Below are 22,610 nucleotides of genomic sequence, written 5' to 3' on the forward strand. Positions count from 1 at the left end.
ATGGGAGAGCCCGCCGCACGGATGTGCGGCGGTTCGCCCTTTTCTAGCTATGTACGGCAAGCACTAGGCGATCTGACCGAAGATGTCGATCCGGTCGCCCTCGACCAGGCTCACAATCGCGCGCTTGGTGTCGGGACGCTTGCCGAAACCGGTGCGGGTGCGCTTGCGCTTGCCCTGCCGGTTGATGGTGTTCACGCTGCTGACCTTGACCCCGAAGATCTGCTCAACGGCGATCTTCACCTGAGTCTTGTTCGCGGTCTTACGGACCAGGAACGTGTACTTGTTGTGCTCATCGATCAGGCCGTAGCTCTTCTCGGAGACGACCGGCTTGATGATGACGTCGCGCGGGTCGGCGATCTTCTCCATCAGGCGTCTTCCTTCTTGCTCGACTCGACCGAAAGCCGCGCGACGACCTGGTCGTAGGCCTCCTGCGTGAAGACCACGTCGTCGTGGACGAGCACGTCGTAGGTGTTCAGCTGCCCGGCGTCCAGCAGGTGGACCTCCGGAGCGTTGCGCAGGCTCATCCAGGTCAGCTCGTCGGCCTCGTCGACGACGACGAGAACGCGCGGAGCCTGGGTGATCTTGCGCAGCGCCTCAAGGGCCGCCTTGGTCTTCGGGGTCTCCCCCGTGACCAGCGTGCTGACCACGTGAACGCGGTTGCCGGACGCCCGGTCGGACAGGGCGCCACGCAGGGCGGCGGCCTTCATCTTCTTCGGGGTCCGCTGCGAGTAGTCGCGCGGAACCGGACCGTGGACGACGCCACCGCCGGCGAACTGGGGCGCGCGGGTCGAACCCTGACGGGCGCGGCCGGTGCCCTTCTGGCGGTAAGGCTTCTTGCCGCCACCGCGGACCTCACCACGGGTCTTGGCCTTGTGCGTGCCCTGCCGGCGAGCGGCGAGCTGGGCCACGACCACCTGGTGGATCAGCGGAACGTTGACCTTGGCCCCGAAGATGTTCTCGGGGAGGTCAACCGTGCCGGTCTTCGCGCCGCTGGCGTCGAGGACGTCAATAGTGGTACTCACTTGGCAGCCCCCTTCTTGGCAGCGGTACGGACGAGGACCAGGCTGCCGTTGGCGCCGGGGATCGCACCCTTGATCAGGATGAGGCCCTTCTCGGCGTCCACGGCGTGAACCTTGAGGCTCTGCACGGTGGTGCGGACGTTACCCATCCGGCCAGCCATGCGAAGACCCTTGAATACGCGGCCCGGGGTGGCGCAGCCACCGATGGAACCCGGCGAGCGGTGCTTGCGCTGCGTACCGTGCGAGGCGCCCAGGCCCTTGAAGCCGTGGCGCTTCATGACACCGGCGAAGCCCTTGCCCTTGGACTTGCCAGTCACGTCAACGTACTGGCCCGCCTCGAAGGTGTCGGCCAGCAGTTCCTGGCCGAGGGTGTAGTCGCTCGCGTCGTCGGTGCGGATCTCCGCAAAGTAACGGCGCGGGGTGATGTCGTGCTTACGCAGGTAGTCGCCGAGCGGCTTGTTGACCTTCCGGGGGTCGACCTGCCCGAAGCCGAGCTGGATGGCGGAGTAGCCGTCCTTCTCAGCGCTGCGGACGCGGGTCACCACGCACGGACCGGCCTCGACCACGGTCACCGGAACCATCCGGTTGTCCGCGTCGAAGACCTGGGTCATGCCGAGCTTCTTGCCCAGGACGCCCTTGATCGTCTTAGCCATGTCAGTGCGTTCCCTCAGAGCTTGATCGAGATGTCAACGCCCGCGGGGAGGTCGAGACGCATGAGCGAGTCGACGGTCTTGGGCGTGGGGTCGATGATGTCAATCAGCCGCTTGTGCGTGCGCATCTCAAAGTGCTCGCGGCTGTCCTTGTACTTGTGCGGCGAGCGGATGACGCAGTACACGTTCTTCTCGGTCGGCAGCGGCACCGGGCCCGCGACCTTCGCGCCAGTCCGCGTCACCGTCTCGACGATCTTCTTGGCCGAGCTATCGATGACCTCGTGGTCATAGGCCTTAAGCCGGATGCGGATCTTCTGTCCCGCCATAGTGGCCTCGGTGTCCTTCGCTGTCGTCTGAAAAAGTATCGTGCGGCCTGTTGCCGCTGTTCATACGGGCGAAACCGCCCGATAACCCCACGTAGCAGACGCATATGATCTGCCGTTTTCTTCCGTGATCCGGCAGTTACTTCGGTCACAACCTGCGGTCGTCCGAAGCCACTGCGAGATCACGGCTTTGCGTGGAGCCGTGCTGGTGCTTTCGCGGATCGGCGGCCGGCCCTGTGAATGAGGCCGACCGCCGCCCCGGCGAATCGTGCTACTTCAGGATCTTCGTCACGCGACCGGCGCCGACGGTGCGGCCACCCTCACGGATCGCGAACTTGAGACCGTCCTCCATGGCGATGGGCTGGATCAGCTCAACGCGCATTTCGGTGTTGTCGCCCGGCATGACCATTTCGGTGCCCTCGGGGAGGTTCACCACGCCGGTCACGTCCGTCGTACGGAAGTAGAACTGCGGGCGGTAGTTGTTGAAGAACGGCGTGTGGCGGCCGCCCTCGTCCTTGCCCAGGATGTAGACCTGAGCCTCGAACTCGGTGTGCGGGGTCGTGGTGCCCGGCTTGATGACACACTGACCGCGCTCGACGTCCTCGCGCTTGATGCCACGCAGGAGCAGACCGACGTTGTCACCGGCCTGGCCCTCGTCGAGCAGCTTGCGGAACATCTCGACACCGGTGACCGTGGTGGTGGTCTTGTCTTCCTTGATGCCGATGATGTCGACAGTCTCGTTGACCTTGACCACACCGCGCTCGATACGACCGGTGACGACGGTGCCGCGACCCGTGATCGAGAAAACGTCCTCGACCGGCATCAGGAACGGCTTGTCGGTCTCACGGACCGGCTCGGGGACGTTCTCGTCGACAGCGGTCATCAGCTCGATGATGCTGTCCTCCCACTTGGTGTCGCCCTCCAGCGCCTTGAGCGCGGAGACGCGGACCACGGGGAGGTCGTCGCCGGGGAACTCCTGAGCGGACAGGAGCTCACGAACCTCGAGCTCGACGAGCTCCAGGATCTCCTCGTCGTCCACCATGTCGGACTTGTTGAGCGCCACGACGATGTAGGGAACGCCGACCTGGCGGGCCAGGAGGACGTGCTCCTTCGTCTGGGGCATCGGACCGTCGGTCGCCGCGACCACCAGAATCGCGCCGTCCATCTGCGCGGCACCGGTGATCATGTTCTTCACGTAGTCGGCGTGACCGGGGCAGTCCACATGGGCGTAGTGGCGCTTCTCGGTCTGGTACTCGACGTGCGCGATCGAGATCGTGATGCCGCGCGCCTTCTCCTCGGGCGCCTTGTCGATCTTGTCGAACGGGGTCGCCTCATTGATGTCGGGGAAGCGCTTGTGCAGCACCTGGGTGATCGCCGCGGTCAGAGTGGTCTTGCCGTGGTCGATGTGCCCAATGGTGCCGATGTTCACGTGCGGCTTAGTCCGCTCGAACTTGGCCTTAGCCACTGGTTCTCTCCTTAGAGAATCTGACTGACTTACTTCACACTCGGGCCCGGGAAGTTACCCGGCCCCTGGGCGGTGAGGCGGCTAGCACCGCCTCACCAGGGACTCCGGGGTTCGTACTACTCGCCCCGGGCCTTCGCGACGATCTCCTTGGCGATGCCGGGAGGCACCTCCGCGTAGGAGTCGAACTGCATGCTGTAGCTCGCGCGGCCCTGCGTCTTGCTACGAAGGTCACCCACGTAGCCGAACATCTCGGACAGCGGAACCAGGGCGGTGATGACCCGGGCGCCTGCGCGCTCGTCCATCGACTGGATCTGCCCGCGGCGACCGTTGAGGTCACCGATGACGTCACCCATGTAGTCCTCGGGCGTGGTGACCTCGACGGCCATCATCGGCTCGAGAAGCACAGCGTCCGCCTTGCGCGCGGCCTCCTTGAAGGCCATCGAGCCAGCGATCTTGAAGGCCATTTCCGAGGAGTCGACGTCGTGCGCGGCACCGTCGGTCAGCGTAACCTTCACGCCGACCATCGGGTAACCGGCCAGCACGCCGAACTCGGCGGCTTCCTGGGCGCCGGCGTCGACCGAGGGGATGTACTCCCTCGGGACGCGGCCACCCGAGACCTTGTTCTCGAACTCGTACCCGTCGTTGCCTTCGCCGAGCGGCTCGAGGTTGATGATGACCCGCGCGAACTGACCGGAACCACCGGTCTGCTTCTTGTGGGTGTAGTCGACCTTCTCCACCTTGCGGCGAATGGTCTCGCGGTACGCGACCTGCGGACGACCGACGTTGGCCTCGACCTTGAACTCGCGGCGCATGCGGTCGACGATGATCTCCAGGTGGAGCTCGCCCATGCCGGAGATGATCGTCTGACCGGTCTCCTCGTCACGCTGGACGCGGAAGGACGGGTCCTCCTCGGCCAGCCGCTGAATGGCGGTGGACAGCTTCTCCTGGTCGCCCTTGGTCTTGGGCTCGATCGCGACGTTGATGACCGGAGCCGGGAACGTCATCGACTCGAGGACCACGGGGTTGCTCACATCGCAGAGCGTGTGACCGGTCGTGGTGTCCTTCAGACCCATGACGGCGACGATCTGACCGGCGTACGCCGACGGGCGCTCTTCGCGCTTGTTGGCGTGCATCTGGTAGATCTTGCCGATCCGCTCCTTGCGGCCCTTCACAGGGTTGAGCACCTGCGAGCCGGTCTCGAGCGAACCCGAGTAGATGCGGAGGTAGGTGAGCTTGCCCAGGTGGGGGTCGCTCATGATCTTGAAGGCCAGGGCCGAGAACGGCTCGGACGGGTCCGCGTGCCGTTCGATGATCTCCTCTTCGTTGCCGACCGCGTGGCCCTTGAAGGCCGGGATGTCGGTCGGCGCGGGGAGGAAGGCGACGATGGCGTCGAGCAGGGGCTGCACGCCCTTGTTCTTGAACGCGGTGCCGGTGAGGACCGGGTTGATGGCGCTGGCGAGCGTCGCGCGCCGGATGGCGGCGATCAGCTGCTCCTCGGTGGGCTCGACGGCCTCGAGGAAGAGCTCCATCAGCTCGTCGTCGTTCTCGGCGACGGTCTCGACCAGCTTGTCGCGCCACTCGCGAGCGATCTCGGCGTGGTCGGCCGGGATGTCGACGACGTCGTACATCTCACCCTTGGCCGCCTCCTCGCTCCAGAGCAGACCCTTCATCCGGATGAGGTCGATGACGCCCTTGAAGCCGGCCTCGACGCCCCACGGAAGCTGGACGACCGCCGGCGTCGCCGCCAGACGGCTGACCATCATGTCGACGCAGCGGTGGAACTCCGCGCCGACGCGGTCCATCTTGTTAACGAAGCAGATGCGCGGGACGCCGTAGCGGTCAGCCTGCCGCCACACCGTCTCGGACTGCGGTTCGACACCCGCGACACCGTCGAACACGGTGACAGCGCCGTCGAGGACGCGCAGGTTGCGCTCAACCTCGATGGTGAAGTCGACGTGGCCCGGGGTGTCGATCAGGTTGATCGTGTGACCGTCCCACTCGGCAGTCGTCGCGGCGGACGTGATCGTGATGCCGCGCTCCTGCTCCTGCTCCATCCAGTCCATGGTGGCAGCGCCATCGTGGACCTCACCGATCTTGTAGTTGATGCCGGTGTAGAACAGGATGCGCTCGGTCGTCGTGGTCTTGCCCGCATCGATATGGGCGATGATCCCAATGTTACGGACCTTGGCCAGGTCAAGAGCGGTCGTTGCGGCCACTTCTCTCGCGTCCTCGTCGTCTCGTCGAACCCGCTGTTACCAGCGGTAGTGGGCGAAGGCCTTGTTGGACTCGGCCATCTTGTGGGTGTCCTCGCGCTTCTTGACACTCGCCCCCAGGCCGTTGCTGGCGTCGAGGAGCTCGTTCATGAGGCGCTCGGTCATGGTCTTCTCACGGCGGGCGCGGGAGTACTGCACCAGCCAGCGCAGGGCCAGGGTGGTGCTGCGCGAGGCGCGCACCTCGACCGGGACCTGGTAGGTCGCGCCACCGACACGGCGGCTGCGGACCTCAAGAGTGGGCTTGACGTTGTCGAGGGCACGCTTGAGCGTGATGACCGGGTCGTTGCCGGTCTTGTCCTTGCAACCCTCGAGGGCGCCGTAGACGATCGACTGCGCGATGGAGCGCTTGCCGTCCAGCAGCACCTTGTTGATCAGGGCCGTAACCAGCGGCGAGCTGTAAACCGGGTCAGACATGAGCTGACGGCGGCCAGGAGAACCCTTGCGAGGCATAGTTAGCTCTTCTCCTTCTTCGCGCCGTAGCGGCTGCGGGCCTGCTTGCGGTTACGGACACCCTGGGTGTCGAGCGAGCCACGGATGATCTTGTAGCGAACACCCGGCAGGTCCTTCACACGACCGCCACGCACGAGCACGATGGAGTGCTCCTGCAGGTTGTGACCCACACCCGGGATGTAGGCCGTGACCTCGATGCCGTTGGTGAGGCGGACACGGGCCACCTTGCGCAGTGCCGAGTTGGGCTTCTTGGGGGTCGTGGTGTAGACGCGCTGGCAGACGCCGCGACGCTGCGGACTCCCCTTTAGGGCAGGAGTCTTGGTCTTGGAGACCTTGTCCTGCCGGCCCTTGCGGACCAACTGCTGAATAGTGGGCACTGCCACTCCGTTCATGCCTATGCCGGTGATACGTCAGGTTGTGCATTTCGCAGGTACTGCCGGTGTCATGACCTGCGGTTTTCTCCCCTGCTTCGACCCACGCGGTCGGGCGTGTCGCGCTCTTACAGAGCCACACTCCCGCGCAGAAGTACGCCAGGGGGAGGCCACGCCGCGCCGTTGCGAGCGCACGCGTGAGAGCCCATGAATACACGGGCACGAAGGGCAAGACTACCTAGCCCCGCGCAGCACGTCAAAACGGCTGCGCGTCGATATGTTTCGCGCCGTGGTCAGTAGCAGACTCCGCGCCAAGTTTACCCGCTCCGGGCTACTGTTCTGCCCTCCTTACACCAACCTTCTACGCGGGAACGACAAGCCCTCCCCCTGAACCCGCCCAGGACGAGGCGTCGCCTTCGGTCGTGGAGGCGGATGGCGTAGCCCGGGTGCGGCCGCGGACGGCCCGTCACAGCGCCGCGGCGGTGCATGTGGTCTCTCCCCAGCCTGTGTAGCCCGGGGAACGCGGAAGCGCCCGAGATCCGGAGATCTCGGGCGCTTCCGCTAACCGTCTAGCGCGACGGGCCTATCGGTTGTACTGCCCGAAGTCGTACTCCTCCAGCGGCACAGCCTCGCCCGACCCGGTGCCGAACGTGTAGTCCGCGGCGGAGCCGTCGTAGCCGCCGACCGTGTACATCGCGGCCTTGGCCTCCTCGGTCGGCTCGACCCGGATGTTGCGGTACTGGGGCATGCCAGTGCCGGCCGGGATGAGCTTACCGATGATGACGTTCTCCTTCAGGCCCAGGAGCGAGTCGGACTTGGCGTGGATCGCCGCGTCCGTCAGAACCCTGGTCGTCTCCTGGAAGGAGGCCGCCGACAGCCACGACTCGGTGGCCAGCGACGCCTTCGTGATGCCCATGAGGACCGGACGGCCGGCGGCGGGCTGGCCGCCCTCGGCCACGGTCTCGCGGTTCATGTTCTCGAAGCGGGGACGCTCGACCAGCTCGCCGGGGAGCAGGTCGGTGTCGCCCGACTCGAGCACGTTCACGCGCTTGAGCATCTGGCGGACGATGATCTCGATGTGCTTGTCGTGGATCGACACACCCTGCGAGCGGTACACCTGCTGGACCTCGGCGACCAGGTGCAGCTGCACCTCGCGCGGGCCCATGATGCGCAGGACCTCGTTCGGGTTGACCGCACCGGCGATCAGCTGCTGGCCGACCTTGACGTGCTGGCCCTCCGAGACGAGCAGACGCGACCGCATCGACACCGGGTAGGCGATCTCCTCGGAACCGTCGTCCGGGGTGATGACCACCTTGCGGGTCTTGTCGGTCTCGTCGATCCGCGCGCGGCCCTCGGCCTCGGAGATCGGGGCGACACCCTTGGGGATGCGCGCCTCGAAGAGCTCCTGGACACGGGGCAGACCGTGGGTGATGTCAGCGCCGGCCACACCACCGGTGTGGAAGGTACGCATCGTCAGCTGGGTGCCGGGCTCACCGATCGACTGGGCGGCGATGATGCCGACCGCCTCGCCGACGTCCACGAGCTTGCCGGTGGCCAGCGAGCGGCCGTAGCAGGTCGCGCAGACACCGATCTTGGCCTCGCACACCAGCGCGGAGCGGGTGCGCACGGTCTCGATCCCGGCGTTGACCAGGTCGGTCACGTGGATGTCGTTGATGTCGACACCCGCCGGAGCGATGATCTTGCCGTCGACCTCGACGTCCTCGGCCAGGATGCGGCCGTGCACGTTGGACTCGGCGTTGTCGGCCTTGACCAGGTTGCCCGACGCGTCGCGCTCGCCGACGTGCAGCGGGACGGCGCGGTCGGTGCCGCAGTCGATCTCGCGCACGATGACGTCCTGCGCCACGTCCACCAGACGACGGGTCAGGTAACCCGAGTCGGCGGTGCGCAGGGCGGTGTCGGCCAGACCCTTCCGCTGACCGTGGGTGGAGATGAAGTACTCCAGCACCGACAGGCCCTCGCGGAACGAGGCCTTGATCGGACGCGGGATCGTCTCACCCTTGGTGTTGGACACCAGGCCACGGATACCGGCGATCTGACGCACCTGCATCTTGTTACCGCGGGCGCCGGAGTTGAGCATCATCCAGACCGGGTTCGTCGCCGGGAACGCGTTGACCATGTCGGTCTCGACGTCCGCGGTGGCGTGGGTCCAGATCTCGATGAGCTCCTGGCGGCGCTCCTCGTCGGTGATCAGGCCGCGCTCGTACTCGCGCTGGACCTTGTCGGCCCGGCGCTCGTAGTTTTCCATGATCTCGGCCTTGTTGGGCGGCGCGACGACGTCGTCGATCGAGATCGTGACACCGGAGCGGGTCGCCCAGCGGAAGCCGGCGTCCTTGAGCGCGTCGAGCGAAGCCGCGACCTCGACCTTGGGGTAGGTCTCGGCCAGCTCGTTCACGATCGTGGACAGCTGCTTCTTGCCGACCTGGAAGTTGACGAACGGGTAGTTCGGCGGCAGCGTCTGGTTGAACAGGCACCGGCCGAACGTCGTCTCCAGGCGGATCGGGTCGCCCTGCTCCCAGCCCTCCGGCGCGACCCAGTCGCGCGCGGGGAAGACGTCCTTGAGCCGGATCTGGATCTTCGCCTGGATGTCCAGCTCGCGGCGGTCGAACGCCATCTGGGCCTCGGCCACGGAGCCGAAGACGCGGCCCTCGCCGAGGGCGCCCTCCTTCTGCGTGGTCAGCCAGTAGAGGCCGATGACCATGTCCTGGGTGGGCATCGTCACGGGCTTGCCGTCGGCCGGCTTGAGGATGTTGTTGGTCGAGAGCATCAGGATGCGTGCCTCGGCCTGGGCCTCAGCCGACAGCGGCAGGTGCACGGCCATCTGGTCGCCGTCGAAGTCCGCGTTGAACGCGGTGCAGACGAGCGGGTGGATCTGGATGGCCTTGCCCTCGACCAGCTGCGGCTCGAACGCCTGGATACCCAGGCGGTGGAGCGTCGGAGCGCGGTTGAGCAGCACGGGGTGCTCGGTGATGACCTCTTCGAGGACGTCCCACACAACCGGGCGGGCCCGCTCGACCATCCGCTTGGCCGACTTGATGTTCTGCGCGTGGTTGAGGTCGACCAGGCGCTTCATCACGAACGGCTTGAAGAGCTCCAGCGCCATCTGCTTGGGCAGACCGCACTGGTGCAGCTTCAGCTGCGGGCCGACGACGATGACCGAACGGCCGGAGTAGTCGACGCGCTTGCCCAGCAGGTTTTGGCGGAAGCGGCCCTGCTTGCCCTTCAGCATGTCGCTGAGGGACTTGAGCGGACGGTTGCCGGGACCCGTGACCGGGCGGCCGCGGCGGCCGTTGTCGAACAGCGAGTCGACGGCCTCCTGGAGCATCCGCTTCTCGTTGTTCACGATGATCTCGGGAGCGCCGAGGTCAAGGAGACGCTTGAGGCGGTTGTTCCGGTTGATCACACGACGGTAGAGGTCGTTGAGGTCGGAGGTCGCGAACCGGCCACCGTCGAGCTGCACCATCGGGCGCAGGTCCGGCGGGATGACCGGGATGCAGTCGAGCACCATCCCGCGGGGCGAGTTGGTGGTGTTGAGGAACGCCGAGACGACCTTGAGCCGCTTGAGGGCGCGGGCCTTCTTCTGGCCCTTGCCGCTGCGGATCGTCTCGCGCAGGTTCTCGGCCTCGGCGTCGAGGTCGAAGCTGGTCAGACGGTCCTGGATCGCCTGCGCGCCCATGCCGCCCTTGAAGTAGCGGCCGAAGCGGTCGCGCATCTCGCGGTAGAGCAGCTCGTCGCCCTCGAGGTCCTGGACCTTGAGGTTCTTGAACCGGCTCCACACCTCGTCCAGGCGGTCGAGCTCGCGCTGCGCGCGGTCGCGCAGCTGGCGCATCTCGCGCTCGGCGCCCTCGCGGACCTTGCGGCGCTGGTCGCCCTTGGCGCCCGCGGCCTCAAGCTCGGCCAGGTCGCCTTCGAGCTTCTTCTGCCTGGTCTCGATGTCGGCGTCACGACGCTGCTCGATGTGCTGCCGCTCGACCGAGATCTTGGCCTCGAGCGAGGGCAGGTCACGGTCGCGCATCTCGGCGTCGACCTGCGTGATCATGTAGGCCGCGAAGTAGATGACCTTCTCGAGGTCCTTCGGGGCCAGGTCAAGCAGGTAGCCGAGACGCGAGGGAACGCCCTTGAAGTACCAGATGTGCGTGACGGGCGCGGCCAGCTCGATGTGGCCCATCCGCTCACGACGCACCTTGGCGCGAGTGACCTCGACGCCGCAGCGCTCACAGATGATGCCCTTGAAGCGGACGCGCTTGTACTTACCGCAGTAGCACTCCCAGTCGCGGGTCGGGCCGAAGATCTTCTCGCAGAAGAGTCCGTCCTTTTCCGGCTTGAGAGTCCGGTAGTTGATCGTCTCCGGCTTCTTGACCTCGCCGTGTGACCACTGGCGGATGTCATCGGCCGTCGCCAGCCCGATCCGGAGCTCGTCGAAGAAGTTGACGTCTAGCATGTGCGATCTCCCCCTCAGACTTCTTCCACGCTGCTCGGCTCACGCCGGGACAGGTCGATACCGAGTTCTTCGGCGGCCCTGAAGACGTCCTCGTCGGTGTCGCGCATCTCGATGGACATGCCGTCGCTGGAGAGCACCTCGACGTTCAGGCACAGCGACTGCATTTCCTTGATGAGGACCTTGAAGGATTCGGGGATGCCGGGCTCGGGGATGTTCTCGCCCTTGACGATGGCCTCGTAGACCTTGACTCGGCCGAGGACGTCGTCGGACTTGATGGTCAGGAGCTCCTGCAGGGCGTACGCCGCGCCGTAGGCCTCCAGCGCCCACACCTCCATCTCACCGAAGCGCTGGCCACCGAACTGGGCCTTACCGCCGAGCGGCTGCTGGGTGATCATGGAGTAGGGGCCGGTGGACCGGGCGTGGATCTTGTCGTCCACCAGGTGCAGCAGCTTGAGGATGTAGCTGTAGCCCACCGCGATCGGGTAGGGGAACGGCTCGCCGGAGCGGCCGTCGAACAGCAGCGCCTTTCCGCTCTCCTGCACCATGCGATCGCCGTCGCGGTTGGGCAGGGTGTTGCTGAGCAGACCGACGATCTCCTCCTCGTGGGCGCCGTCGAAGACCGGCGTGGCCACGTTGGTGCGCGGCGCGACCTGCTCGAAGCCCTTCTCGCGCAGGCGCTCGGCCCACTGCTCGGTCAGGCCCGAGATGTCCCAGCCGCGGGCCGCGATCCAGCCGAGGTGAGCCTCGAGCACCTGCCCGATGTTCATTCGGCCGGGCACGCCCAGCGGGTTGAGGATGATGTCGACCGGCGTGCCGTCCTCGAGGAACGGCATGTCCTCGACGGGCAGGATCTTGGAGATGACGCCCTTGTTGCCGTGACGGCCGGCGAGCTTGTCACCGTCGGTGATCTTACGCTTCTGGGCCACGTAAACGCGGACCAGCTCGTTGACACCGGGGGGAAGCTCGTCGCCCTCGTCACGGGAGAACACGCGGACGCCGATGACCTTGCCCTGCTCGCCGTGCGGCACCTTCAGCGAGGTGTCGCGCACTTCGCGGGCCTTCTCGCCGAAGATCGCGCGCAGCAGCCGCTCCTCGGGGGTCAGCTCGGTCTCGCCCTTGGGCGTGACCTTGCCGACGAGGATGTCGCCGGGTACGACCTCGGCGCCGATGCGGATGATGCCGCGCTCGTCGAGGTCGGCCAGGACCTCTTCGGAGACGTTCGGGATGTCCCGGGTGATCTCCTCGGGGCCCAGCTTGGTGTCACGGGCGTCGACCTCGTGCTCCTCGATGTGGATCGAGGACAGGACGTCGTCCTGCACCAGACGCTGCGACAGGATGATCGCGTCTTCGTAGTTGTGGCCTTCCCACGGCATGAACGCCACGAGCAGGTTCTTGCCCAGGGCCATCTCGCCCTGGTCGGTGCAGGGACCGTCGGCGATCACCTGGTTGACCTCGACCCGGTCGCCTTCGACGACGATGGGCTTCTGGTTGAACGAGGTGCCCTGGTTGGAACGCTTGAACTTGGCGACACGGTAAGTGGTCCGGGTGCCGTCGTCGTTCATCACGGTGACGTAGTCGGCGGAGACCTCCTCCACCACGCCGGCCTTCTCGGCGCTGATGACGTCGCCCGCGTCGGTCGCGGCACGGTATTCCATGCCGGTGCCGACCAGCGGCGCCTCGCTCTTCAGCAGCGGCACGGACTGCCTCTGCATGTTGGAGCCCATGAGCGCGCGGTTGGCGTCGTCGTGCTCCAGGAAGGGGATCATCGCCGTGGCTACCGACACCATCTGGCGCGGCGACACGTCGATGTAGTCGACTTCCTCGGCACGGGCGAGTTCGGTCTCGCCGCCCTTGGTGCGGACCAGGACGCGCGACTCGGCGAAGGTGCCGTCAGGGTTGAGCACCGTGTTGGCCTGCGCCTTGACGAAGCGGTCTTCCTCGTCGGCGGTCAGGTAGTCGACCTGCTCGATCACCTTGCCGTCGACGACCTTGCGGTAAGGCGTCTCGACGAAGCCGAAGGCGTTGATCCGGCCGTAGGAGGCCAGCGAGCCGATCAGACCGATGTTCGGGCCTTCCGGCGTCTCGATCGGGCACATCCGGCCGTAGTGGGACGGGTGCACGTCTCGGACCTCGAAGCCGGCCCGCTCACGCGACAGACCACCGGGGCCGAGCGCGGACAGACGCCGCTTGTGCGTCAGGCCGGCCAGCGGGTTGGTCTGGTCCATGAACTGCGACAGCTGAGAGGTGCCGAAGAACTCCCGGATCGAGGCGACGACCGGGCGGATGTTGATCAGGGTCTGCGGCGTGATCGCCTCGACGTCCTGGGTGGTCATCCGCTCGCGGACGACGCGCTCCATGCGGGCCAGGCCCAGGCGGACCTGGTTCTGGATGAGCTCGCCGACACTGCGCAGGCGGCGGTTGCCGAAGTGGTCGATGTCATCGGTCTCGACGATCCGGTCGCCCTGGGCGCTCGGCATCGACTCCTCGCCCGCGTGCAGGCGGACGATGTATTCGATGGTGGAGACGATGTCGTCTTCGGTGAGGGTGCCCTGCGTGATCTCGCTGTCGACCCCCAGCTTCTTGTTGATCTTGTAGCGGCCGACCTTGGCGAGGTCGTAGCGCTTGGGGTTGAAGTACAGGTTCTCCAGCAGGGTCTGCGCCGACTCCTTGGTCGGCGGCTCGCCCGGACGGAGCTTGCGGTAGATGTCGAGCAGGGCGTCATCCTGGCCGGCCGTGTGGTCCTTCTCCAGGGTGGCCCGCATCGACTCGTACTGGCCGAAGCGCTCGAGGATCTGTTCGGTGGTCCATCCCAGTGCCTTGAGAAGCACGGTGACGGCCTGCTTGCGCTTGCGGTCGATGCGCACACCGACGCTGTCGCGCTTGTCGATCTCGAACTCCAGCCAGGCACCCCGCGAGGGGATGACACGGCAGTCGAACAGGTCCTTGTCCGAGGTCTTGTCGACACTGCGGCCGAAGTAGACACCCGGGGACCGGACCAGCTGGGAGACGACGACACGCTCGGTGCCGTTGATGATGAAGGTGCCCTTCGGCGTCATGAGCGGGAAATCGCCCATGAACACCGTCTGGCTCTTGATCTCGCCAGTGGTGTTATTGATGAACTCCGCCGTGACGAACATCGGGGCGGAGAAGGTCATGTCCTTGTCTTTGCACTCATCTACTGAGTACTTGGGCGGCTCGAACCGGTGGTCGCGGAACGACAAGGACATGGTCCCCGAGAAGTCCTCAATGGGACTGATCTCTTCGAAGATCTCTTCGAGGCCCGACTGGGTCGGGACGTCCTTGCGCCCGGCCTGACGAGCCGCCTCAACCCGGGCCTTCCACTTCTCGTTGCCCAGCAGCCAGTCAAAGGACTCGGTTTGCAGGGCGAGAAGATCAGGAACTTCGAGGGGCTCCTGGATACGCGAAAACGAAACGCGATTGGGACCAGCGGGTACGGCGGAGGCGTTGCGCGAGGCTGCCAACAGATGTCCTTCCGAGGGCTCGCGGCGGACTGACTACACGCACGCCAGACAACCTCGCAACGTGAGCAAGCATCGCGGGTCGTCAAAGGGCAGCGCAAAGGGGCAGTGTAGCCGAACGGCACACGCCTGTCCACTTCGCTCTCGCTGCATGCTTCACGTTGGTCGCAGCATCGCCCGTTCGGACGCAAACGTCAAGCCCACAACCCCGACTTTCCGCCGGGTCAGGGCCAGGACGCTGGGATTTCTCCCCTGCGTGATCGGGCGCCTACCGTCAGGCCCAAGACGATACCCGCGAACGGGGACGGCTAACGCTCCGTCACACCGAGGGTCGAACCCATGCCGACAACCGGTGTAGCAGTGACTGGGATACCCCTGGGCAAGGACTCGCTAAACCTGAATTTTGATAACAATTGAAGGACGCGCCGCGCCCGGGGCCTCAGGCGGTGCCCAGCAGCGTCGACAGGTCGGCGACGAGCCACCGGCCGGCTGTCCTGATCATGACGAACCTGGCGCGGTTCTGGGTGATCTGTTGCTGGGGCTCGGCCTCGCCCGGCAGCTCCTTGACCGTACCCGTGTTGACGAAGAGGAGAACCTCTACCCGGTCGGGTTCCGCCCGCTCGACGGCCGCCCCGGCGACGGCGGTCGTCTGGACGGTCTTCTGGGCCTTGGCGGTGGGCACGAGGGTGGTGGCCAGCTCCTTGTAGTGGGTGGTCAGCTGGCCCGTGGTGTGCTCGCCGGCCCGCGCCAGATCCTGCTCGATCGTGCGGTGGTTGTACGACAACAGGTCCGGCGCCACGGCCTTGGCGGCGGCCATGGCCTCCACGCCCGCGGACTGCCCGTCGCGCAGGTGCCCCAGATCCGTCCACATCACCCAGAGGGCCACCGACAGCCCCAGTACGAGCGCCGCCAGCACCCCGATCGCCACGGCCTTCACAGCACCTGCACCGCCTTCGACACCAGCCAGACCCCGCCGACCTTGGTCACGTCCATCGACCAGCGGTAGAAGCGCTCCTGAGGGGCGTTCTTGGAGCCCTCCCAGCGGATCTCGACGTCGGCCACCACCAGGACCTTGGCGATGCCGCCCGTCATGGACTCCAGCCCGCGGGCGCGCAGCACGCCGTGCTGGACGACCTTGTTGGTGATCGTGGTCTCCTTGAGCCGGGCGGCGTTGGCGGAGTATTCGGCCCGCGCGGCCCCGGTCGAGGTCGCCAGGATGCGCCCGAGGTCGGCGTCGACGGTCTTGTAGTTGAGCGAGAGCAGGTTGACAGCGTGGGTGCCCGCGGCGTCGAGCGCGGCGGCCCGGTCGTCGTCGGTGGCCTGCTCACCGCGGAGCTCGCCGCTGACCCACAGCGCCAGCCCGCCGAGCAGCAGCGCCAGCACCCCGAGCACGATGATCGTCAGCCAAGCGGCGGACCGAGAGGCGGTGCCTGTCATGTCCGCTCCTTCCTGATCGCCGGATCATTACCCGCGAGCCACTCTTCCAGACCCGGGATCGACGGCGGTACGCCCGGCGGCGGCACATCCGCACCCCCGCGCACACCGGTCGGCGAGCCGTCCGGCTCGGTGCAGGTCGCGCGCGGGTCGACCGTCTTCACCCGGGTGTCCCGGGGATAGCGGCGGCGCACGTCCTCGTAGCCGCGCGTGCACGGCGGCGGCACGTTGAGATTCAGGTTGAGCCCGAAGTGCAGCCCGTCGCGGCCGACCACGGTGAAGGCCCCGGCCACGCCCGCCGGGAAGCCGATGAGCAGCTGACGCAGCGCCGCGACCCGGGCCGAGACGGTGCGCCCGCCGACGATCAGGTTGCCCAGCAGCGGCCGCAGGTGCGGCTGGAGTCCGTCCACGAGCTTCTCCGCCGAGCGCGCGGCGGGCGTGGCGGCGTCGATCGTGCGCTCCAGGTCCGTGGAACCCTCGCGCAGCGAGCCGGTCAGCGAGGCGAGGTCGCGCGCGAACGCCTTCAGGTGCCCGCCCTCGGCCCGCTGCGTGCGCAGCACCTTCTCCCCCTGTTCGATCAGCGTGACCGTCTCGGGCAGGACCTCCACGGCCGACTCCGTCAGCTCCTCGCCCGCCGTCAGCAGCCGCCGCAGGTGCGCGGCGTTGCCGCCGAAGGCCTGTTCGAGCTCGGTCACGACGGTCTCGGCGTCGCGCGAGTCCACCGACGTCAGCAGCCGCTCGGCGTCGCCGAGCAACTGGGCGGTGGTGATCGGCAGCGCGGTGCGTTCCCTGGCGATCGTGTCGCCTTCCTCCAGGTACGGCCGCGCCGTACCAGAAGGCTGGAGGTCGAGATATTGCTCGCCCACGCCCGAGCGGTTGGCGACGACGGCGAGCAGCCCCGCGGCGGGCACCGGCGGCTCGGGCCGCAGGCGGAGCACGGCGCGCACCCCGCCGGCGGTGAGGGACAGTGACTCGACGCGGCCGATCTGGACGCCGCGGTAGGTGACCTCGGCGTGTTCGAACAGGCCGCCCGCCTCGGCCAGCTCGACGCCGACCCGGTAGGCGGGCTCGAACAGGTCGGCGCCGACCCGCGCGTAGCGGACCAGCGTGTACGCGGTGGCGACGAGGCTGATGGCGAGGAAGGCGGCCAGCTTGATCCGCAGGCTCATCGCGGGCTCCTGCCGAGGAAGTTGTCCAGGGTGGTCGACGGGGTGAGGTCCACGGTGACGTCGACGTTGCCGTAGTCGCCGCGCAGCAGGCCGGTGGCCGAGCCCGGGAAGGGGAAGGTGAGCGCGGTGCCCAGGTTGGCGGCGAGTTCGTGGCGGGCGCGGTCGAGGTCGGCGAGCAGGGCGCGCAGGTGGGCGAGGTTGGCGAGGGTGTCGTCCTGGGAACGGGTGACGACGCGGGTGGCGGTGCGGCCGAGGCGGGCCAGGGCGGTGAGCATGCGGGTGAGGTCGGCGCGCTGGCGGCGCAGTTGCTTGACGGCGGGGCCGATGTCGGTGGCGACGGCGCGCAGGGTCTGGCGCTGGGCTGCCAGGGTGGCGGTGAGCCGGTCGAGGTTGCCGATGAGGCGGACGATGTCGCCCTTGGAGCCGTCGAGCGCGGCGGCGAACGCGTCGAGGCGGCGCAGGAGGTTCCTGACGGTGCCGGTGCGGCCGTCGAGCATGGCGCCGAGTTCGGTGTTGATGGTGGCCAGTTGTTCCAGGCCGCCGCCGTTGACCAGCAGCGAGGCTGCGGCGAGCACCTGCTCGACCTCGGCGGTCTGGGTGGTGCGGCTGAGCGGGATGCGGCCGTTCAGGCTGCCGGCGCCGGCCGGGACCAGCTTGACGAACTTCTCGCCGAGCAGGCTCGTCTGGGAGATCGCGGCGCCGGTCCCGGCGGGCAGCGCGGCGTCGGCCCTGACCGTGCAGGTGACCTCGGCCCGCCAGCCGGCGGCCAGTTCGATCGCGGTGACCTTGCCGACGGTGACGTCGTTGAGCTTGCACAGCGAGTGCGGGACGAGGTCGAGCGCGTCGGCGAACTCGATCGTCACCTCGCGCGGATTGTGCCCGAGGTCGGCGCCGCCGGGCAGCGGGAGCGACTGGACGCCCTCGAAGCCGCAGCCGGCGGCCAGCAGCAGGGCCATGATCGCGACGGGCGTCTTCACGGCGCCAGGCCTCCGAGGGTGCGGTCGGGCAGTTGGACGGAGGCGGGAAGCGGCACGAGGTTCTGCACGATCGCGTCGAACCAGCGGCCGTTGCCGACCGCGTCGGTGAACTGCCGGGTGAAGGGGGCCAGCAGCCGCAGGGAGCGGTCGAGGCTCTCCTCGTTGCGCCGCAGCAGCCCGACGAACTCCCGCAACTGCCGCAGAGCGGGCTTGAGCGTGGTCCGGTTGTCGGCGATCAGGCCGTCGATCTCGGCGGTCAACTCCAGCGTGTTCGTCAACAGGCTGTGGATGACGGCGCGGCGGGCGGAGATCTCGCGCAGCAGGAGGTCGCCGTCCTTGATCAGGGCGCGAAGGTCCTGGTTGCGATCGGCCACCAGGCCGGTGACGGTTTCGGCGTGCCGTACCAGATCGTGGAGTTTGTCGTCGCGGGAGGCGACGGTGCGCGAGAGGCGGCCGAGGCCGCGCACGGAGGCGCGGATCTCCTCGGAGGAGCCGTCCAGGGTCTGGGCGAGCGTGTCGAGCGCACTCTTGAGCGCGCCCGCGTCGATGCGCGCGGCGCTGTCGGCGAGGTCGCCGAGGGCGGGCATGATCTCGTACGGCACGCTGGTCCGCTCGATCGGGATGGCGCGGTCGAGGCGGCCGGGGCCGTGGGGTTCGAGCTGGACGTGGTGGGAGCCGAGCAGCGTCGCCAGCCGGATGTGCGCGCGGGTCTGCGAGCCCAGCGGCACCTCCCGCTCCAGGCGCAGGCCGACGCGGACGTGCGCGCCCTCCAGTTCGACCTCGCTCACCTCGCCGACCTTCACCCCGGCCACGATGACGTCCTCGCCCGGCCGCAGCCCCGCCGACTCGGCGAAGGCGGCCGTGTAGACGGTGCCGGTCTTCAACTGGGGTACGGCCAGCGCACCGGCCACCAGCGCCGCGGCGGCGACCAGTCCGGCGATGCCGAGCGGGAGCGGGTCGCGGTGGCGGAAGGGGGTCAGCGGCATCGGCGGCTCTCGTTGACGATCTTCGGCGTGGTGGTCACGCCCGCCCTGACGTCCAGGGAGCAGAGGTAGAAGTTGAACCACGAGCCGTAGGAGACGGCCCGGGTGAGCTGGTTGAGCCGGATCGGCACGTCCTTGATCGTCTTGTCGATCAGCGCCCGCTCCTCGTTGAGCGCGGCGAGGAAGCTGTCGGCGTGCCGGATTCCGGCCTTGATGTCGGGCCTGGCGCGTTCGGTGAAGCCCGCGGTGACGCCGGCGAGCCGGTCGAGGGCGGCGAGGGAGTCGCCGATGGCCTTGCGGTCCCCGGCCAGGCCGCTGACCAGCGACCGCAGGTCGGCGATGAGCTCGCTGTAGTCATCCTCGCGGCCGGCGATCTCGGCGAGCACCGCGGTGAGGTTGTCGATCACCCGGCCGATGACCGCGTCGCGGTCGGCGAGTGTGCCGGTGAGCGAGGCGACGTGGCCGAGGAGGCTGTCGACGGTGCCGCCCTCCCCCTGGAGCACCTGGACGATCTGCCAGCTCAGCTTGTTGACGTCTTCGGGCCGGATGGCCTTGAGCAGCGGGCGGAAGCCGTTGAACAGCGCGGTGACGTCGAGCGCCGGGCGGGTGTCGGTGATCAGCTCGCCGGGCCGCAGCGCGCCGGGCCCGCCTCGGCCGGTGGACAGCGCGAGGTAGCGGTCGCCGACCAGGTTGCGCCAGCGGATCGCGGCGATGACGCCGCGGGGCAGCCGGGTGCGTTCGAGGACGGTGAAGGAGACCTCGGCGCGCGTCCCGGCCAGCGAGACCTCCTCCACCCTGCCCACGCGCACGCCCGCTGCCCGCACGTCGTCGCCCGGCCGCAGCCCGGTGGCGTCGGTGAACACCGCGCGGTACACGCTCGCCGCGGCGAACTGCGTCCCGGAGATCGTGATCGCCAGCATGGCCACGCACAGGGTCGTGGCCAGTCCGAACAGCCCGAGCTTGATCGCCGCCTTCAGCGTGGTCATCTCAGCATCAGCTCCGCCAGGTCCTGGGTGCCGTCGGCGAACCGCACCCCGGGGAAGGGCACCTTCGGGCGGGGCAGGCCGTAGCAGCGCGGGCCCCTGGTGTCGCGGTAGGCGGGCGCGTCGGCCCCTTCCCTGTACGGCGGCGCCGGCCTGACCAGCTCCAGCACCGCCTTCACCCGCCCGTCCCCGAACGCCTCGTCCAGCAGCGGCCGGAGGCGGTCCAGGCCCTGGAACACGCACGGCACGGTCGGCGAATACCGGGCGGCGAGGTCGAGAGCGGGCCTGGACACGTGCTGGAGCCCGACCAGACCGGTCTCGTTGACCGTCAGCAGGGCGTCGGTTTTGCCCGCGCTCCTGGTGACCACGCGGGCGAGCTGGTCGATCTCGGCCTCCCTGCCGGTGATCGTTCTGCTCAGCGCGGCGGAGTTGGCCAGGGTGCGCAGGAGGTCGGGGGCGGCCTGGCCGTACAGGTCGGTGACGTCGGCCAGGGCGGTGATGTCGCGCCGGATCGCCGGCAGGTGGGGGGTGAGCCGGGTGAGGTAGTGCTCGGCCTTGTCGAGGGTGGCGCCGGTTCTGGCGCCTCTGCCTTCCAGCGCGGTGGCCAGCGCGGTCAGCGTGGTGGCCAGGCGTTCCGGGTGGATGCTCCGCAGCAGCGGCAGCAGCCGGTCGAGCACCTGCGCCACCTCGACGGCGGCGGCGGGGGCGATCAGGCGGTCGCCGTCGCGCAGCTCGGAGGTCGGGGTCGCGGGCGGGACGAGGTCCACGTACTTCTCGCCGAAGACGGTCTTCGGCAGGAGCCTGGCCGTGGAGGCGCGGTCGACGGGCTGGTCGAGGGCGAGGGTGAGCTCGGCGCCTCCGGCCGTGGCCTTCAGGGCGGTGACCTCGCCGACCAGGACGCCGCGTATCTTGACGTCGGCGCGCGGGCCGAGCTGGAGACCGGCTCTGGGGGCCGACAGGGTCACGGTGGTCGCGCCGGAGAACACCTTGAGGTACGCGGCTGCGGTCACCGCCGTGAAGGCGGCGATCAGGGCCAGCAACGCGGCGCCGTACCTCATCCGGCCAGCCGTACCGTGGTCGTGGTGCCCCAGATGGCCAGGCCGAGCAGGACGTTGGCCACGTTCACCGCGACCAGCACCGCGCGCACCGCCCGCCCGACCGCGACGCCGACGCCCGCGGGGCCGCCGGAGGCGTGGAAGCCGTAGTAGCAGTGCACGAGGATCACCAGCACGGCGAACAGCACCACCTTGCCCAGCGACCAGAGCACGTCATACGGCACGAGGAAGAGGTCGAAGTAGTGGTCGTAGGTGCCGGTCGACTGGCCGTAGAGGACGGTGGTGATCAGGCGGGTGGCGACGTAGGAGGCGAGCAGGCCGAGGACGTAAAGGGGCAGCATGGCGGCGAAGCCGGCGATCAGCCGGGTGCCCACCAGGAACGGCACCGAGGGGATCGCCATGACCTCCAGCGCGTCGATCTCGTCGCTGATGCGCATCGCGCCGAGCTGGGCGGTGAAGCCGGCGCCGACGGTGGCCGACAGGCCGATGGCGGCCACGATGGGGGCGATCTCACGGGTGTTGACGTAGCTGGACAGGAACCCGGCGAAGGCGGAGGTGCCGATCTGGTCGAGGGCGGTGTAGCCCTGCAGGCCGACCTCGGTGCCGGCGAAGAAGGTCATGAACGCGACGATCGCCATCGTGCCGCCGATGACGGCCAGGCCGCCGGTGCCGAGGCTCACCTCCGACAGCAGCCGCAGGATCTCGGAGCGGTAGCGGAGCGAGCGGGGCAGTTGGAGGAAGGCCTTGGTGTAGAACTCGCCCTGCTTGTTGAGTGACATCACCACACCGCCGCGCTGATGAGGAAGTTCTCGGCGAACAGGACCATCGCCGCGAAGACCACCGTCTGGTTGACGGCGTCGCCGACGCCCTTGGGCCCGCCGGCCGCGCTCAGCCCCTTGAAGCAGGCGATCATCCCGGCCGTGGCGCCGAAGACGAGCGCCTTGACCGCGGAGATCCACAGGTCGGACAGCTCCGCCAGCGCGTTGAACGACTGCAGGTACGAGCCGGGCGAGCCGCCCTGGGCGATCACGTTGAACAGGTAGCTGGCGATCAGGCCCACGGTGGTGACCAGGCCGTTGAGCAGGGGTGCGACGACCGCGCACGCCGCCACCCTGGGCACCACGAGGCGGTGGAGCGGGTCGATGCCGAGCACCTCAAGGGCGTCGATCTCCTCCCGGATCTTGCGCGCGCCCAGGTCGGCGCAGATGGCGCTGCCCGCCGCGCCCGAGATCATCAGCGCGGTCACGACCGGGCTCGCCTCGCGGACGATGCCGAGCACGGCGGTCGCGCCGGTGAACGACTGGGCGCCGAACTGGCGGATCAGGTTGCCCGCCTGGAGCGCCAGCACGGCGCCGAACGGGATGGACACCAGCGCCGTGGGCAGGGCGCTGACGCTGACGATGAACCAGGCCTGCTGCAGGAACTCCCGCCAGTGGAACGGCCGCCTGGGCACGGCCCGCAGGGTGTCGAGCGTGAGCGCCACGAAAGCACCGCTCGCCCTGATCACGTGTCGCGTCCTT

The 22,610-nt window shown here is 68.0% G+C and carries 19 protein-coding genes; all 19 read right to left on the reverse strand.

Annotation, left to right across the window (positions count from 1 at the left end):
* Nucleotides 1–63 precede the first annotated feature (63 nt).
* Nucleotides 64–366 (reverse strand): 50S ribosomal protein L23, encoded by a 303-nt coding sequence (gene rplW / locus HNR40_RS02810; protein WP_184958075.1) that lies wholly within the window; start codon nt 364–366, stop codon nt 64–66.
* A complete protein-coding gene (gene rplD, locus HNR40_RS02815; protein ID WP_184958076.1) occupies nt 366–1,022 on the reverse strand; it encodes a 50S ribosomal protein L4 in 657 nt (218 codons plus the stop codon). The genes rplW and rplD overlap by 1 nt, the downstream gene beginning before the upstream one ends.
* Nucleotides 1,019–1,672: a 50S ribosomal protein L3 gene (gene rplC / locus HNR40_RS02820; protein WP_184958077.1), complete on the reverse strand. Its 654-nt coding sequence runs from the start codon at nt 1,670–1,672 to the stop codon at nt 1,019–1,021. The genes rplD and rplC overlap by 4 nt, the downstream gene beginning before the upstream one ends.
* Nucleotides 1,673–1,686: 14 nt before the next feature.
* Nucleotides 1,687–1,995 carry a 30S ribosomal protein S10 gene (gene rpsJ / locus HNR40_RS02825; protein ID WP_012887830.1) on the reverse strand — a complete coding sequence of 103 codons (309 nt, stop codon included), beginning with the start codon at nt 1,993–1,995 and terminating at the stop codon, nt 1,687–1,689.
* 268 nt (nt 1,996–2,263) lie between these two features.
* On the reverse strand, nt 2,264–3,457 hold the full coding sequence (tuf, locus tag HNR40_RS02830) for an elongation factor Tu (RefSeq protein WP_184958078.1): 1,194 nt from the start codon (nt 3,455–3,457) through the stop codon (nt 2,264–2,266).
* A gap of 116 nt (nt 3,458–3,573) precedes the next feature.
* Entirely contained in the window at nt 3,574–5,673 is a 2,100-nt protein-coding gene (gene fusA / locus HNR40_RS02835) for an elongation factor G (RefSeq protein WP_184958079.1), read from the reverse strand.
* A 36-nt stretch (nt 5,674–5,709) separates the two neighbouring features.
* Nucleotides 5,710–6,180, reverse strand: a complete 471-nt coding sequence (gene rpsG, locus HNR40_RS02840; RefSeq protein WP_184958080.1) for a 30S ribosomal protein S7 — start codon at nt 6,178–6,180, stop codon at nt 5,710–5,712.
* 2 nt (nt 6,181–6,182) lie between these two features.
* Nucleotides 6,183–6,557: a 30S ribosomal protein S12 gene (gene rpsL, locus HNR40_RS02845; RefSeq protein ID WP_020542315.1), complete on the reverse strand. Its 375-nt coding sequence runs from the start codon at nt 6,555–6,557 to the stop codon at nt 6,183–6,185.
* A gap of 577 nt (nt 6,558–7,134) precedes the next feature.
* The gene (locus tag HNR40_RS02850) at nt 7,135–11,010 is read right to left on the reverse strand and encodes a DNA-directed RNA polymerase subunit beta' (RefSeq protein ID WP_184958081.1); all 3,876 of its coding nucleotides are present in this window, start codon (nt 11,008–11,010) and stop codon (nt 7,135–7,137) included.
* Between the two features lie 14 nt (nt 11,011–11,024).
* Nucleotides 11,025–14,492, reverse strand: a complete 3,468-nt coding sequence (gene rpoB, locus HNR40_RS02855; protein WP_184958082.1) for a DNA-directed RNA polymerase subunit beta — start codon at nt 14,490–14,492, stop codon at nt 11,025–11,027.
* A gap of 436 nt (nt 14,493–14,928) precedes the next feature.
* Nucleotides 14,929–15,426 carry a hypothetical protein gene (locus tag HNR40_RS02860; protein ID WP_184958083.1) on the reverse strand — a complete coding sequence of 166 codons (498 nt, stop codon included), beginning with the start codon at nt 15,424–15,426 and terminating at the stop codon, nt 14,929–14,931.
* The gene (locus HNR40_RS02865) at nt 15,423–15,926 is read right to left on the reverse strand and encodes an Rv1363c family protein (RefSeq protein WP_184958084.1); all 504 of its coding nucleotides are present in this window, start codon (nt 15,924–15,926) and stop codon (nt 15,423–15,425) included. The genes HNR40_RS02860 and HNR40_RS02865 overlap by 4 nt, the downstream gene beginning before the upstream one ends.
* Nucleotides 15,923–17,092 carry an MlaD family protein gene (locus HNR40_RS02870; RefSeq protein ID WP_184958085.1) on the reverse strand — a complete coding sequence of 390 codons (1,170 nt, stop codon included), beginning with the start codon at nt 17,090–17,092 and terminating at the stop codon, nt 15,923–15,925. The genes HNR40_RS02865 and HNR40_RS02870 overlap by 4 nt, the downstream gene beginning before the upstream one ends.
* On the reverse strand, nt 17,089–18,069 hold the full coding sequence (locus HNR40_RS02875; RefSeq protein ID WP_184958086.1) for an MCE family protein: 981 nt from the start codon (nt 18,067–18,069) through the stop codon (nt 17,089–17,091). Before HNR40_RS02875 ends, HNR40_RS02870 begins: the two co-directional genes overlap by 4 nt.
* A complete protein-coding gene (locus HNR40_RS02880; RefSeq protein WP_221339897.1) occupies nt 18,066–19,055 on the reverse strand; it encodes an MCE family protein in 990 nt (329 codons plus the stop codon). Before HNR40_RS02880 ends, HNR40_RS02875 begins: the two co-directional genes overlap by 4 nt.
* Nucleotides 19,046–20,038, reverse strand: a complete 993-nt coding sequence (locus HNR40_RS02885) for an MCE family protein (protein ID WP_184958087.1) — start codon at nt 20,036–20,038, stop codon at nt 19,046–19,048. Before HNR40_RS02885 ends, HNR40_RS02880 begins: the two co-directional genes overlap by 10 nt.
* Nucleotides 20,035–21,093, reverse strand: coding sequence for an MCE family protein (locus tag HNR40_RS02890; protein WP_184958088.1), 1,059 nt, complete (start codon nt 21,091–21,093; stop codon nt 20,035–20,037). The genes HNR40_RS02885 and HNR40_RS02890 overlap by 4 nt, the downstream gene beginning before the upstream one ends.
* Nucleotides 21,090–21,869, reverse strand: coding sequence for an MlaE family ABC transporter permease (locus HNR40_RS02895; protein WP_184958089.1), 780 nt, complete (start codon nt 21,867–21,869; stop codon nt 21,090–21,092). The genes HNR40_RS02890 and HNR40_RS02895 overlap by 4 nt, the downstream gene beginning before the upstream one ends.
* Nucleotides 21,869–22,597: an MlaE family ABC transporter permease gene (locus HNR40_RS02900; protein ID WP_184958090.1), complete on the reverse strand. Its 729-nt coding sequence runs from the start codon at nt 22,595–22,597 to the stop codon at nt 21,869–21,871. Before HNR40_RS02900 ends, HNR40_RS02895 begins: the two co-directional genes overlap by 1 nt.
* Between the last annotated feature and the right edge of the window lie 13 nt (nt 22,598–22,610).

Source organism: Nonomuraea endophytica, from assembly GCF_014203235.1.
GTDB classification, from domain to species: domain Bacteria; phylum Actinomycetota; class Actinomycetes; order Streptosporangiales; family Streptosporangiaceae; genus Nonomuraea; species Nonomuraea endophytica.

Coding starts and splice junctions, on each gene's coding strand:
- HNR40_RS02865 (WP_184958084.1), bottom strand. CDS start 15,926: ATGACAGGCACCGCCTCTCGGTCCGCCGCTTGGCTGACGATCATCGTG.
- HNR40_RS02870 (WP_184958085.1), bottom strand. CDS start 17,092: ATGAGCCTGCGGATCAAGCTGGCCGCCTTCCTCGCCATCAGCCTCGTC.
- rplW (WP_184958075.1), bottom strand. CDS start 366: ATGGAGAAGATCGCCGACCCGCGCGACGTCATCATCAAGCCGGTCGTC.
- HNR40_RS02850 (WP_184958081.1), bottom strand. CDS start 11,010: ATGCTAGACGTCAACTTCTTCGACGAGCTCCGGATCGGGCTGGCGACG.
- rpsG (WP_184958080.1), bottom strand. CDS start 6,180: ATGCCTCGCAAGGGTTCTCCTGGCCGCCGTCAGCTCATGTCTGACCCG.
- HNR40_RS02880 (WP_221339897.1), bottom strand. CDS start 19,055: ATGCCGCTGACCCCCTTCCGCCACCGCGACCCGCTCCCGCTCGGCATC.
- rpsJ (WP_012887830.1), bottom strand. CDS start 1,995: ATGGCGGGACAGAAGATCCGCATCCGGCTTAAGGCCTATGACCACGAG.
- HNR40_RS02885 (WP_184958087.1), bottom strand. CDS start 20,038: ATGACCACGCTGAAGGCGGCGATCAAGCTCGGGCTGTTCGGACTGGCC.
- HNR40_RS02895 (WP_184958089.1), bottom strand. CDS start 21,869: ATGTCACTCAACAAGCAGGGCGAGTTCTACACCAAGGCCTTCCTCCAA.
- rplC (WP_184958077.1), bottom strand. CDS start 1,672: ATGGCTAAGACGATCAAGGGCGTCCTGGGCAAGAAGCTCGGCATGACC.
- HNR40_RS02890 (WP_184958088.1), bottom strand. CDS start 21,093: ATGAGGTACGGCGCCGCGTTGCTGGCCCTGATCGCCGCCTTCACGGCG.